The following is a 12,788-nucleotide window of genomic DNA, read 5'->3' as shown; positions in this document are numbered from 1 at the left end:
GAATCCCCGCGATGACGCCGAACGCCGCCAAGCGCCCGCTGCAACTCAACGAACAGGGCCAGCTTTGCCATTTCCTCAGTCTCGACGGCCTGCCCCGCGAACTGCTCACCGAGCTGCTCGACACCGCCGACTCCTTCCTCGAGGTCGGCGCCCGGGCCGTGAAGAAGGTCCCGCTGCTGCGCGGCAAGACCGTCTGCAACGTGTTCTTCGAGAACTCCACGCGCACCCGCACCACCTTCGAACTGGCCGCCAAGCGGCTGTCCGCCGACGTGATCACCCTCAACGTCTCCACCTCCTCGACCAGCAAGGGCGAGACCCTCACCGACACCCTGCGCAACCTCGAGGCGATGGCCGCCGACATGTTCGTGGTGCGCCACGCCGACTCCGGCGCCGCGCATTTCATCGCCGAACACGTGTGCCCCAACGTGGCGGTGATCAACGGCGGTGACGGGCGCCACGCGCACCCCACCCAAGGCATGCTGGACATGCTCACCATCCGCCGCCACAAGGGCGGCTTCGAGCAACTCTCGGTGGCCATCGTCGGCGACATCCTGCACTCCCGGGTGGCCCGCTCCGACATGCTGGCGCTGCGCACCCTGGGCTGCCGGGACATCCGCGTGATCGCGCCCAAGACCCTGCTGCCAGTGGGCGTCGAGCAGTACGGCGTGCGGGTCTTCACCGACATCAATGAAGGCCTCCGGGATGTCGACGTGGTGATCATGCTGCGCTTGCAGCGCGAGCGCATGCAGGGTGGTCTGCTGCCCAGCGAGGGCGAGTTCTTCCGCCTCTACGGCCTCACCGAGCAGCGCCTCCAGCTGGCCAAGCCGGATGCCCTGGTGATGCACCCGGGGCCGATCAACCGCGGCGTGGAAATCGAGTCGGCGGTGGCCGACGGCCCGCAGTCGGTGATCCTCAACCAGGTCACCTACGGCATCGCCGTGCGCATGGCGGTGCTGTCCATGGCGATGAGCGGCCAGGCCGCCCGCCGTCAACCGAATCAGGAATCCGAGGAGCTGAACTGATGCGTACCCACATCCTCGGCGCCCGGGTCATCGACCCGGCCAGCGGTCTCGACCAGGTCACCGACCTCTACCTGCAGGATGCCAAGATCGCCGCCATCGGCACGCCCCCCGCCGGCTTCGTCGCCGAGCGGCAGATCGATGCCCAGGGCCTGGTCGCCGCCCCCGGCCTGGTGGACCTCTCGGTGGCCCTGCGCGAGCCGGGCTACAGCCGCAAGGGCAACATCGCCAGCGAGACCCTGGCAGCGGTCGCCGGCGGCGTCACCAGCCTGTGCTGCCCGCCGCAGACCCGCCCAGTGCTGGACACCCCGGCGGTGGCCGAGCTGATCCTCGACCGTGCCCGCGAGGCCGGCCACGCCAAGGTGTTCCCCATCGGCGCGCTGAGCAAGGGCCTGGCCGGCGAGCAACTGGCCGAGCTGGTGGCCCTGCGCGACGCCGGCTGCGTGGCCTTCGGCAACGGCCTGGGCGGCTTCCACAACAACCGGGTGCTGCGCCGCGCCCTGGAATACGCGGCCACCTTCGACCTCACCGTGGTGTTCCATCCCCAGGACCGCGACCTGGCCGAAGGCGGCCTGGCCCACGAGGGCCCTACCGCCAGCCTGCTCGGCCTGGCCGGGATTCCGGAAAGCGCCGAGACCGTGGCCCTGGCCCGCGACCTGCTGCTGGTGGAGCAGACCGGGGTGCGCGCCCACTTCAGCCAGCTGACCAGCGCCCGCGGTGCGGAGATGATCGCCGCAGCCCAGGCCCGCGGCCTTCCGGTGACCGCCGACGTGGCCATGTACCAGTTGATCCTCACCGACGAGGCCCTGGAGGGCTTCTCCAGCCTCTACCACGTGCAGCCGCCGCTGCGCAGCGCCGCCGACCGCGAGGGCCTGCGCCAGGCAGTCAAGGCCGGGGTGATCGGCGCCATCGCCAGCCACCACCAGCCCCACGAGGCGGATGCCAAGGACGCCCCGTTCGGCGCCACCGAGCCGGGCATCAGCGGCGTCGAGCTGCTCCTGCCGCTGGCCATGACCCTGGTTCAGGACGGTCTGCTCGACCTGCCGACCCTGCTCGCCCGCCTCACCCAAGGTCCGGCCGAAGCCCTGCGCCTGCCCGCTGGCCGCCTGACCCCTGGAGTCCCGGCCGACCTGCTGCTGTTCGACCCGCAGGCCACCACCCTGGCCGGCGAAACCTGGTTCTCCAAGGGCGCCAACAGCCCCTTCATCGGTCACTGCCTGCCCGGCGCGGTGCGCTACACCCTGGTGGACGGGCACATCGTCTACCAAGCCGCCTGACGCCACGGCAGCCGGCGGGCGGGGACTGCCTCGCCCGCCACGCCGCCGGGCTTCAGATCCATGCCAGTGCCTGAGCCAGGTCGCCACGCAGGGCCTCCACCGCTTCAATCCCCGCCGACAGACACACCAGGCCGGCGCCGGGTGCTCGATCAGGCTCTCCACCCCGCCCAGGCTCTCGGCCAGGGCGAACCGCTCCACCGCCTCCAGGAAGCGCCGGGCGCCGGCCAGCGGGTCAGCTCCAGGGCGTTCTCGCAGTGCCGCTCTGCATGCGCACAGGGTCTTCACCCCGCGCAGGGTGAGGAAGGCGTCGAAGGGCCCGGTATCGAAGCGGGTGACCCGCACCGGCGGGGTGTTGCCGATCGGTTCGAGGACGGCAGGGCGAACGTCAGTGGGCATGGGGCCACCTCCCGGCGGGAGGTCCACAGGCACGGGGCTGCGAACGGAACCACTGCCCCTAGGCTAGGTCCACCGCTCGCCACCCCGCCCGTCTGGCCGGACGCTCAGCCCTGCCGGGCCCTGGCGTTGAGCGCCGAGACCTGCTCGTTGAGGGTCCAGAAGTCGTAGAGCACGCCGAGGAAGAAGAAGCCGCCGGTGAGCAGGTAAAGGATCCCGGAGAGCCACTTGCCCTGGTACATGCGGTGCACGCCGAAGACGCCGAGGAAGGTCAGCAGGATCCAGGCGACGTTGTAGTCGGTGGGCCCGGCGGTGAAGCGCAGATCCGCCTCGCGGTCCATGGCCGGGATCAGGAACAGGTCGACGATCCAGCCGATGAACAGCAGGCCGAGGGTGAAGAACCAGAGGGTGCCGGTCACCGGCTTGCCGTAGTAGAAGCGATGCGAACCGAGGAACCCGAATATCCACAGCAGATAGCCGATGGTCTTGCTGTGGGTGTCCTGACGCATGTCCATGCGCGCCTCCTTGGCAAGGGGATGAAGGATTGCCGGGGGCGGTGCAGACACCACCGACCGGGGCATGATGCGCGTCGTCAGCCCGCCCGGCAAGGGCGCGACGGAGCCGGATCAACCCGGCCGAGCACCTGCTGCCTTGCGGCGGGAAAGTCACAAGGACGGCCAAGAAACCGACAGATGGTCAAAAAACAACCAGAGAAATTGTTATAAAGTTGCACGCTTTCTGACCGACGAGCCCTGCCGAGATGCGACTCATCTGCCTGACATGGCTGGCCATCTGCCTTTCGCTGCCCCTCGCCGCGCAGGCGAGCAACCGCTACCAGCCGCTGCCGGCCGGCGCCACCGGCTTCACCGCCAAGTCCGCGGCGTCCAGCCGCGCCCCGGGGCTGCGCGCACCTTCCGCGGTGTACAGCAGCCAGGTGCTCAGCCGTGCGGTGAACGTGCTCGGCACTCCCTACCGCTGGGGTGGCACCACACCGCGCGGCTTCGACTGCAGCGGCCTGGTGCGCTACGCCTTCCGCGATCTCGACATGGTCGAGCTGCCGCGCACCTCCAGCGCCATGGCCCGCGCCGGCGGCAAGCGCATCCGCCGCAGTGAGCTGCAGCCAGGCGACCTGCTGTTCTTCAACATCCACAGCCGGCGCATCAACCACGTCGCCATCTACCTGGGCAACGACCGCTTCATCCATGCGCCACGCCGCGGCAAGCGGGTGACCATCGACAGCCTGGAGAAGCCCTACTGGAAGCGCCATTACGCGCTGGCCAAGCGAGTGCTGCCGGAGCACCTGGCGCGGCGCTGAGGCTACGCCGCCTGCGAACGAAAACGGCGCCCCCGGGCGCCGTTTCCTTCAGCGGAAGCGGCGACCGGGATCGTCGTCGCTGACCTCCAGGCTGAGGCCTTCGGCCATGCTCTTCAGGTGATCGCCGTCGGTCTCCGAGCCCAGCTTGATCATCAGGCGCAGGTCGTTGGCCGAGTCGGCGTAGAGCAGCGCGTCCTCGTAAGTGATCTCGCCCTGGATGTAGAGGTTGTACAGGGCCTGGTCGAAGGTCTGCATGCCATGCTCGGTGGAGCGCTTCATCAGGCCCTTCAGCTCGTGCACCTCACCCTTGCGGATCAGGTCGGCGGCCAGCGGGGTGTTGATCAGCACCTCGACCACTGCGCGACGGCCCTTGCCGTCCGGCGTCGGCACCAGCTGCTGGGCGACGATGGCCTTGAGGTTCAGCGACAGGTCCATCCACACCTGGTTGTGCCGGTCCGGCGGGAAGAAGTTGATGATGCGATCCAGCGCCTGGTTGGCGTTGTTGGCGTGCAGGGTGGCCAGACACAGGTGGCCGGTCTCGGCGAAGGCCACCGCGTAGTCCATGGTCTCGCGGGTACGGATCTCGCCGATGAGGATCACGTCCGGCGCCTGGCGCAGGGTGTTCTTCAGCGCCACCTCGAAGGACTCGGTGTCCAGGCCCACCTCGCGCTGGGTGACGATGCAGTTCTAGTGCTGGTGGATGTACTCGATCGGGTCCTCGATGGAGATGATGTGGCCACTGCTGTGCTTGTTGCGGTAGCCGATCATCGCCGCCAGCGAGGTGGATTTGCCGGTACCAGTCGCGCCGACGAACAGCACCAGGCCACGCTTGGTCATCGCCAGCTTCTTGATGATCTCCGGCAGCTTGAGCTCTTCGATGGTCGGGATGTTGGTCTCGATGCGGCGCAGCACCATGCCCACCAGGTTACGCTGGTAGAAGGCGCTGACGCGGAAGCGGCCGATGCCACGGGCGCTGATCGCGAAGTTGCACTCGTGGTACTTGGCGAAGTCCTGGCGCTGCTGCTCGTTCATCACCCCGAACACCGTCTCGCGGGTCTGCTCCGGCGACATCGGGGTCTTGGTGATCGGCATGATCTTGCCGTTGATCTTCATCGACGGCGGCACGCCGGCGGTGATGAACAGGTCGGAACCGCCTTTCTCCACCATCAGGCGGAGGAGCTTCTCGAAGTCCATGCTGTCGTCTCTCGATTGTCCAGGCGGGTGCCCTTAGAAGGATTCCGGGTTCTTGGCCTTCTCGCGGGCCACGTCGCGGGCCACCAGACCCTTGGCCACCAGGTTCTTCAGACACATGTCGAGGGTCTGCATGCCCAGCGAGCCGCCGGTCTGGATCGCCGAATACATCTGCGCCACCTTGTCCTCGCGGATCAGGTTACGGATCGCCGGCGTGCCGATCATGATCTCGTGGGCCGCCACCCGACCGCCGCCGATCTTCTTCAGCAGGGTCTGGGAAATCACCGCCTGCAGCGACTCGGAGAGCATGGAGCGGACCATGGACTTTTCCTCGGCGGGGAACACGTCCACCACGCGGTCGATGGTCTTGGCCGCGCTGGTGGTGTGCAGGGTGCCGAACACCAGGTGACCGGTTTCCGCGGCGGTGAGCGCCAGGCGGATGGTCTCCAGGTCGCGCATCTCGCCGACCAGGATGATGTCCGGGTCCTCACGCAGCGCCGAGCGCAGGGCCTCGGAGAAGCCGTGGGTGTCGCGGTGCACCTCACGCTGGTTGACCAGGCACTTCTTCGACTCGTGGACGAACTCGATGGGGTCCTCGATGGTGAGGATGTGGTGGTACTTGGTGTTGTTCAGGTAGTCGAGCATGGCCGCCAGGGTGGTCGACTTGCCCGAACCGGTGGGGCCGGTGACCAGCACCAGGCCGCGCGGCACGTCGGCGATCTTGCGGAACACCTCGCCCATGCCCAGCTCCTCCATGGTCAGCACCTTGGAGGGAATGGTACGGAACACCGCGCCGGCGCCGCGGTTCTGGTTGAAGGCGTTGACACGGAAGCGCGCCACGCCCGGCACCTCGAAGGAGAAGTCGGTTTCGAGGAATTCCTCGTAATCCTTGCGCTGCTTGTCGTTCATGATGTCGTAGATCAGCGCGTGCACCTGCTTGTGGTCCAGCGGCGGCAGGTTGATGCGCCGCACGTCGCCGTCGATGCGGATCATCGGCGGCAGACCGGCCGAGAGGTGCAAGTCGGAAGCGCCTTGCTTGGCACTGAAGGCAAGCAGCTCAGTGATGTCCATGGAACTCCCCAAATACGAGCAAGCAGGTAGAATGCCGCTGTCTCCGAGCGGCTGGCGCAGCTAATGTCCACGATAGTAGAGAATATTGCAAAGGTCCGTGATCGTATCCGTGAGGCGGCGCAAGCCGCGCAACGCCCGGTTTCGACCGTCGGTCTGCTGGCGGTGAGCAAGACCAAGCCGGCGTCGGCCATCCGCGAGGCCTACGCCGCCGGGGTGTGCGACTTCGGCGAGAACTACCTGCAGGAGGCCCTGGCCAAGCAGGCGGAACTCGCCGACCTGCCGCTGGTGTGGCATTTCATCGGGCCCATCCAGTCCAACAAGTGCAAGGCGATCGCCGAGCACTTCGCCTGGGTCCATTCGGTGGACCGCCTGAAGGTCGCCCGGCGCCTCTCCGAACTGCGCCCGGAACGGCTGCCGCCATTGAACGTCTGCCTGCAGGTCAACATCAGCGGCGAGGCCAGCAAGTCCGGCTGCGCCCCGGAGGAGGCCGGCGAACTGGCCGCGGCCGTCGCTGCCCTGCCGCGCCTCAAGCTGCGCGGCCTGATGGCCATTCCCGAACCCTGCGACGATCCAGAGCAACAGCGCGCGACCTTCGCCCGCCTGCGCAGCCTGGCCGAAGCACTGAACGCCAGCCGACAGCTCGCCCTCGACACCCTCTCCATGGGCATGAGCCACGACCTGGAGGCCGCCATCGCCGAAGGCGCCACCTGGGTGCGGATCGGCACCGCCCTGTTCGGCGCCCGCGACTACCCGGCGGCGCCCACTGCATAAGGAAAGTCACATGACACAACCGCGAATCGCCTTCATCGGCGCCGGCAACATGGCCTCCAGCCTGATCGGCGGCCTGCGCGCCCAGGGCCTACCGGCCGACGCCATCCGCGCCAGCGATCCTGGCGCCGAGCAGCGCGCCAGGGTGGCCGCCGAGCACGGCATCCAGGTCTTCGAGAACAATGCCGAGGCCGTGCAGGGCGCCGAGGTGGTGGTTCTGGCAGTCAAGCCGCAGGTCATGAAGGGAGTCTGCCAGGCCCTGGCGCCGAGCCTGTCCGATGGCCAGCTGATCGTCTCCATCGCCGCCGGCATCACCTGCGCCAGCCTGGAAAACTGGCTGGGCCCGCGCCCGCTGGTGCGCTGCATGCCCAACACCCCGGCGCTGCTGCGCGAAGGGGTCAGCGGCCTGTACGCCAACGCCCGGGTGAGCGCCGCGCAGAAGGCCCAGGCCGAGCAGTTGCTGTCCGCCGTGGGCCTGGCCCTGTGGCTGGAAGAGGAAAGGCTGATCGACGCGGTCACCGCCGTCTCCGGCAGCGGCCCGGCGTACTTCTTTCTGCTCATCGAGGCGATGACCGCTGCCGGCGAGAGGCTCGGCCTGCCCCGCGACACCGCCGCCCGCCTGACCCTGCAGACCGCCCTCGGCGCCGCGCGCATGGCGGTGTCCAGCGACGTCGACGCCGCCGAGCTGCGCCGCCGGGTGACCTCCCCGGCCGGCACCACCGAGGCGGCCATCAAGACCTTCCAGGCCGGTGGTTTCGAGGCGCTGGTCGAACAGGCCCTGGACGCCGCCGCCAAGCGCTCGGCGGAGCTGGCCGAGCAGCTGGGTCAATAAAGGAAAGGAGTTCCCATGTCCGGATTCGCCGAGGCCCTCAACTACATCATCCAGGCGCTGGGCAGCTTCTACCTGCTCATCGTCCTGCTGCGCTTCATCCTGCAACTGGTGCGGGCCGACTTCTACAACCCGCTCAGCCAGTTCGTGGTGCGCGCCACCCAGCCGCTGCTCAAGCCGCTGCGCCGGCTGATCCCTGGCTTCGCCGGGCTGGATTTCGCCTCCCTGGTGCTGGCCGTGCTGGTGCAGCTGTTGCTGATGGTGGCCACCCTGCTGCTGGCCGGCTTCAACCCGGTGGGCTACCTGCTGCAACTCTTGGTCTGGTCGGTGATCGGCGTCACCTCGCTGTTCCTCAAGGTGTTCTTCTTCGCCCTGATCATCAGCGTGATCCTCTCCTGGGTGGCCCCGGGCAGCTACAACCCGGCCGCGCAGCTGGTCAACCAGATCTGCGAGCCGCTCCTGGCGCCCTTTCGCCGCCTGCTGCCGAACCTCGGCGGCCTGGACATTTCGCCGATCTTCGCATTCATCGCCATCAACCTGGTGGACCGCTTCGTGATCGGCAACCTGGCTGCGGCCACCGGGCTGCCGCCGATGCTGCTGCCTTTCCTGTAAGGCGATGAGCTTCTACCGCTGGGACGGCGAGGATCTGCTCCTCGACTGCCACCTGCAGCCCAAGGCGAGCCGCGACGAGTTCGCCGGGCTGCACGGCGAGCGCCTGAAGATCCGCCTCACCGCCCCGCCGGTGGAGGGCAAGGCCAATGCCCACCTGCTGAAGTTCCTCGCCGAGGCCTTCGGCGTGGCGAAGAGCCAGGTGCGCCTGGAAAGCGGCGAACTGAACCGCCAGAAGCGGGTGCGCATCCAGGCGCCGAAGCACCTGCCGGCGGAACTGGGCATCGCCTCGCCCCGCTGATCCGGCCGTACGGGCCTCCGGGCGACGCGGCCATTTGACGCTCCGCGCCGCTGTCCCATAATGCGCCGATACGTCGCCCGTACCCGCATGCGCGCAGGATGCGCTGTCGCACAGAAGGAGAGAGCCCGGATGAGCATGGAGCGTCTCAGTCAGCAGGTCGAAGCCTACGTGGCCTGGAAGCGCGAGCTGATGCGCCAGATCACCCGCTACCGCAGCTGGCTGGTGCAGAACCGGCTGACCGGCGAATCCATCGAGGCGCGCCTGGACGCCGCCCTGCGCCTGCTGCGCAGCGACCACATCACCCTGGCCTTCGTCGGCGAGTTTTCCCGCGGCAAGACCGAGCTGATCAACAGCCTGTTCTTCTCGTCCTACGGCCAGCGCATGCTGCCCTCGCACGCAGGGCGCACCACCATGTGCCCCACCGAGCTGTTCTTCGACCCGCGCTCGGAACGCCCCTACATCCGCCTGCTGCCCATCGAGACGCGCCTCGCCGAGGCGAGCATCGCCCAGTTCAAGCGCGTCCCCGGGCGCTGGGTGAACATCCCCCTGGACCCGGACGACCCGGCCAACATGATCGAGGCCTTCACCCAAGTGGCGAAGACCAAGCCGATGCCGGTGGAGCAGGCGATCCAGCTCGGCTTCCACCCGGACATGCTGGAGTCCGCCGGCAAGCCCGGCCTGGTGCAGGTGCCAGCCTGGCGCCACGCGCTGATCCACTTCGACCACCCGCTGCTGCGCCAGGGCCTGCGCATCCTCGACACCCCCGGCCTAAACGCCCTGGGCAGCGAGCCGGAGCTGACCCTGTCGATGCTGCCCAGCAGTCAGGCGATCATCTTCCTGCTCGCCGCGGACGCCGGGGTCACCGCCAGCGACATGCACATCTGGCAGAACCACATCCGCCAGCTCGCCGAGGACCGCCAGACCAGCCTGTTCGCCGTGCTCAACAAGATCGACGTGCTCTGGGACGACCTGGCCGGCGAGAGCTTCGTGCAGAACGCCATCGCCCAGGTGCGCGACGCCACCGCCCGCCAGTTGGGCATCGCCAGTGCCGACGTGCTGCCGCTGTCGGCCAAGCAGGCGCTGCTCGCCAAGGTGCGCAACGACCGCCCGCTGCTCCAGCGCAGCCAGCTGGAGGCCCTGGAGGAGTTGCTCTGCGAGCGCATCGTGGCGCAGAAGGAGCGCCTCCTCGAGCGCCAGGTGGTCAACCAGGTGCTGGCCCTGCTGCAGAACAGCCAGCACGTGCTCAACCTGCGCCTGGAGAAGGTCCGCGAACAGCAGGGCCAACTGGCCAACCAGCAACAGGACAACGGCCAGCTGCTCTTCGAGCTGACCGCCAAGACCAAGCACGACCACAGCGAACACCACAAGCGCCTGCTCAACCTGAAGACCAACCAGCGCCTCCTACAGCGCCAGGGCGAGCTGCTCTGCTCGGCGGTGCGCAGCCAGCGCCTGGAGGAGCACCTGGAACGCCTGCGCAGCAACCTCAGCGGCAGCTGGACCACCTTCGGCATCCACCAGGCGATCCTCAGCTTCTTCAGCGCGGTAGAGCAGGACATGCACCACCTCGGCCTGGAGGCCGAGACCGCCAACCGGATGGTCGCCGCCATCTACCAGCGCCACAACGAGGAGAACCCGCTGCACGGCATAGACGCACCGCTGTTCAACCTCGCTCCCTACCAGCGCGAGCTGCGCCAGCTGCGCGAGAAGGGGGACCAGTTCCGCCTGCACCTGAAGACCCTGCTCACCGAGCAGCGCGTGCTGACCCGACGCTTCTTCGCCACCCTGGTCCAGGAGGTGGTGGCCCTGCACCAGCGCCTGCGCCAGGAGGCCGCGCAGTGGGCGCACGATGCACTGATGCCGCTGATGCAGCACACCCTGGAACACAAGCAGCTCCTGGAAAGCCACATGCTGCGCCTCAAGGCCCTGGCGCAGGACACCCAGCAGGCGCGCCTGCGCGGCGAGCGCCTGCAGCGCTACGCCCAGGAGCTGGAGCAGCAGCTGCAGCAGGCCGGCGAGATCCTCCGCGCGCTGCGCCGCCCGGCGCCGATCCACCGCCAGGGCAAGGTGGTCACCCTGCCCACCGCCAACCGCCAGCAGGGCGCGGAGTGATTCCCCCCGCTCTGCCGCGCCCGCCTTCCCCCTGCCCTCGCCCGGTCCGGCTCGCTTGCCGCCCGGGGTGACGCTCTTTAGACTGGCGTCCTTTCCCCGATTCCCCATCCGAGAGCAGGGTGATGCCCGCCGTCTTTCCCGAAGATTCCGTTGGCCTGGTCACACCCCAGGTCGCTCATTTCAGTGAACCCCTGGCGCTGGCCTGCGGCCGCAGCCTGGGCGACTACCAGCTGGTCTACGAAACCTATGGCGAGCTGAACGCCGCGCGCAGCAACGCGGTGCTGATCTGCCACGCACTGTCCGGCCACCACCACGCCGCCGGCTACCACAGCCCCGAGGACCGCAAGCCCGGCTGGTGGGACAGCTGCATCGGTCCCGGCAAGCCGATCGACACCCGCAAGTTCTTCGTGGTCAGCCTCAACAACCTGGGCGGCTGCAACGGTTCCACCGGGCCGTCGAGCCTCAACCCGGCCACCGGGGTACCCTACGGTTCCGACTTCCCGGTAATGACCGTGGAGGACTGGGTGCACAGCCAGGCGCGCCTCGCCGACCTGCTCGGCATCCGCCAGTGGGCGGCGGTGGTCGGCGGCAGCCTGGGCGGCATGCAGGCCCTGCAGTGGAGCATTTCCTACCCGGAACGCCTGCGCCACTGCCTGGCGATCGCCTCGGCGCCCAAGCTGTCGGCGCAGAACATCGCCTTCAACGAGGTGGCCCGCCAGGCGATCCTCACCGACTCGGACTTCCACGGCGGGCACTTCCACGAGCACGGGGTGATTCCCAAGCGCGGCCTGATGCTGGCGCGCATGGTCGGCCACATCACCTACCTGTCGGACGACGCCATGGGCCAGAAATTCGGCCGCGAGCTGAAGACCGACAAGCTCAACTACGACTTCCACAGCGTGGAATTCCAGGTGGAGAGCTACCTGCGCTACCAGGGCGAGGAGTTCTCCGGACGCTTCGACGCCAACACCTACCTGCTGATGACCAAGGCGCTCGACTACTTCGACCCGGCGGCGGCCCACGGCGGCGACCTGGCCAAGACCCTGGCGGTGGCCCAGGCCGACTTCTGCGTGATGTCCTTCACCACCGACTGGCGCTTCTCCCCGGCGCGCTCGCGGGAGATCGTCGACGCGCTGATCGCCGCGCGGAAGAACGTCAGCTACCTGGAAATCGACGCGCCGCAGGGCCACGACGCCTTCCTGATGCCGATCCCGCGCTACCTGCAGGCGTTTCGCAGCTACATGAACCGGATCGAGGTGTAACCACATGCGAGCGGATCTGGAGATCATCCAGGAATGGATTCCCGACGGCAGCCGGGTGCTCGACCTGGGCTGCGGCAACGGCGAGTTCCTCGCCTGGCTGCGCGACCACAAGCGGGTCAGCGGCTACGGCCTGGAGATCGACCCCGAGAAGATCGCCCAGTGCGTGGAGCGCGGCGTCAACGTCATCGAGCAGAACCTCGACGAGGGGCTCGGCAACTTCGCCAGCAACAGCTTCGACGTGGTGGTCATGACCCAGTCGCTGCAGGCCCTGCACTACCCGCACCTGGTGCTCGACGAGATGCTCCGGGTCGGTCGCACCTGCATCATCACCTTCCCCAACTTCGGCCACTGGCGCTGCCGCTGGTACCTGGCCACCAAGGGGCGCATGCCGGTGTCGGAGTTCCTGCCCTACACTTGGTACAACACCCCGAACATCCACTTCTGCACCTTCAAGGACTTCGAGGCGCTGTGCCGCGAGCGTCAGGTCCGGGTGCTCGACCGCCTGGCCGTCGACCAGCAGCACCGCGACGGTCTGGCCAGCCGCCTTTGGCCTAATCTGTTGGGAGAGATCGGGATCTACCGCGTCAGCGGACCTGGCGTCCAGGATCACCGCATCGCCGTCTGACCTGCCAAGGAGATACACC

General features: G+C 68.0%; 12 protein-coding genes and 3 pseudogenes. 10 read left to right on the top strand and 5 right to left on the bottom strand.

The features are described from left to right. Positions 1-11: 11 nt before the first annotated feature. Positions 12-1,022, top strand: coding sequence for an aspartate carbamoyltransferase catalytic subunit (locus H165_RS0108790; RefSeq protein WP_017938560.1), 1,011 nt, complete (start codon positions 12-14; stop codon positions 1,020-1,022). Then, the gene (locus H165_RS0108785) at positions 1,022-2,296 is read left to right on the top strand and encodes a dihydroorotase (protein ID WP_017938559.1); all 1,275 of its coding nucleotides are present in this window, start codon (positions 1,022-1,024) and stop codon (positions 2,294-2,296) included. The genes H165_RS0108790 and H165_RS0108785 overlap by 1 nt, the downstream gene beginning before the upstream one ends. 52 nt (positions 2,297-2,348) lie before the next feature. Here the strand turns inward: H165_RS0108785 and H165_RS19960 are convergent. From H165_RS19960 to H165_RS0108780, 3 genes and pseudogenes are all read right to left on the bottom strand, one after another. Beyond that, positions 2,349-2,614: pseudogene (locus H165_RS19960) on the bottom strand (cystathionine beta-lyase); the annotation flags it as partial. Further along, positions 2,588-2,692: pseudogene (locus H165_RS19955) on the bottom strand (hypothetical protein); the annotation flags it as partial. The pseudogenes H165_RS19960 and H165_RS19955, both read right to left, overlap by 27 nt. Before the next feature lie 104 nt (positions 2,693-2,796). Beyond that, positions 2,797-3,204, bottom strand: coding sequence for an NINE protein (locus tag H165_RS0108780; RefSeq protein ID WP_017938558.1), 408 nt, complete (start codon positions 3,202-3,204; stop codon positions 2,797-2,799). A gap of 245 nt (positions 3,205-3,449) precedes the next feature. On the opposite strand from H165_RS0108780, the gene H165_RS0108775 reads away from it, so the two are divergent. Next, positions 3,450-4,004 (top strand): C40 family peptidase, encoded by a 555-nt coding sequence (locus H165_RS0108775; protein ID WP_017938557.1) that lies wholly within the window; start codon positions 3,450-3,452, stop codon positions 4,002-4,004. A gap of 48 nt (positions 4,005-4,052) precedes the next feature. Here H165_RS0108775 and H165_RS18485 read toward each other — a convergent pair. Together H165_RS18485 and pilT are read right to left on the bottom strand one after the other, a co-directional pair. Further along, a pseudogene (locus tag H165_RS18485) lies at positions 4,053-5,198 on the bottom strand (PilT/PilU family type 4a pilus ATPase). 33 nt (positions 5,199-5,231) lie between these two features. Further along, a complete protein-coding gene (gene pilT / locus H165_RS0108765; RefSeq protein WP_017938554.1) occupies positions 5,232-6,266 on the bottom strand; it encodes a type IV pilus twitching motility protein PilT in 1,035 nt (344 codons plus the stop codon). A gap of 63 nt (positions 6,267-6,329) precedes the next feature. On the opposite strand from pilT, the gene H165_RS0108760 reads away from it, so the two are divergent. From H165_RS0108760 to metW, 7 genes are all read left to right on the top strand, one after another. Next, positions 6,330-7,037 (top strand): YggS family pyridoxal phosphate-dependent enzyme, encoded by a 708-nt coding sequence (locus H165_RS0108760; RefSeq protein WP_026146482.1) that lies wholly within the window; start codon positions 6,330-6,332, stop codon positions 7,035-7,037. Between the two features lie 10 nt (positions 7,038-7,047). Continuing rightward, entirely contained in the window at positions 7,048-7,866 is an 819-nt protein-coding gene (gene proC / locus H165_RS0108755; RefSeq protein WP_017938552.1) for a pyrroline-5-carboxylate reductase, read from the top strand. Positions 7,867-7,881: 15 nt separating this feature from the next. Then, positions 7,882-8,475 (top strand): YggT family protein, encoded by a 594-nt coding sequence (locus H165_RS0108750; RefSeq protein ID WP_017938551.1) that lies wholly within the window; start codon positions 7,882-7,884, stop codon positions 8,473-8,475. 4 nt (positions 8,476-8,479) lie between these two features. Further along, a complete protein-coding gene (locus H165_RS0108745) occupies positions 8,480-8,773 on the top strand; it encodes a DUF167 domain-containing protein (RefSeq protein ID WP_017938550.1) in 294 nt (97 codons plus the stop codon). Positions 8,774-8,902: 129 nt separating this feature from the next. Then, complete coding sequence (locus H165_RS0108740) at positions 8,903-10,882, top strand: dynamin-like GTPase family protein (RefSeq protein ID WP_017938549.1); 1,980 nt, start codon at positions 8,903-8,905, stop codon at positions 10,880-10,882. Positions 10,883-11,004: 122 nt separating this feature from the next. Then, a complete protein-coding gene (metX, locus tag H165_RS0108735; RefSeq protein WP_017938548.1) occupies positions 11,005-12,144 on the top strand; it encodes a homoserine O-succinyltransferase MetX in 1,140 nt (379 codons plus the stop codon). Positions 12,145-12,148: 4 nt separating this feature from the next. After that, complete coding sequence (metW, locus tag H165_RS0108730) at positions 12,149-12,769, top strand: methionine biosynthesis protein MetW (protein ID WP_017938547.1); 621 nt, start codon at positions 12,149-12,151, stop codon at positions 12,767-12,769. Positions 12,770-12,788: the final 19 nt, after the last annotated feature.

The organism is Pseudomonas thermotolerans DSM 14292, assembly GCF_000364625.1.
Lineage (GTDB): Bacteria > Pseudomonadota > Gammaproteobacteria > Pseudomonadales > Pseudomonadaceae > Aquipseudomonas > Aquipseudomonas thermotolerans.
This window is presented reverse-complemented; position numbering and strand designations above follow the sequence as displayed.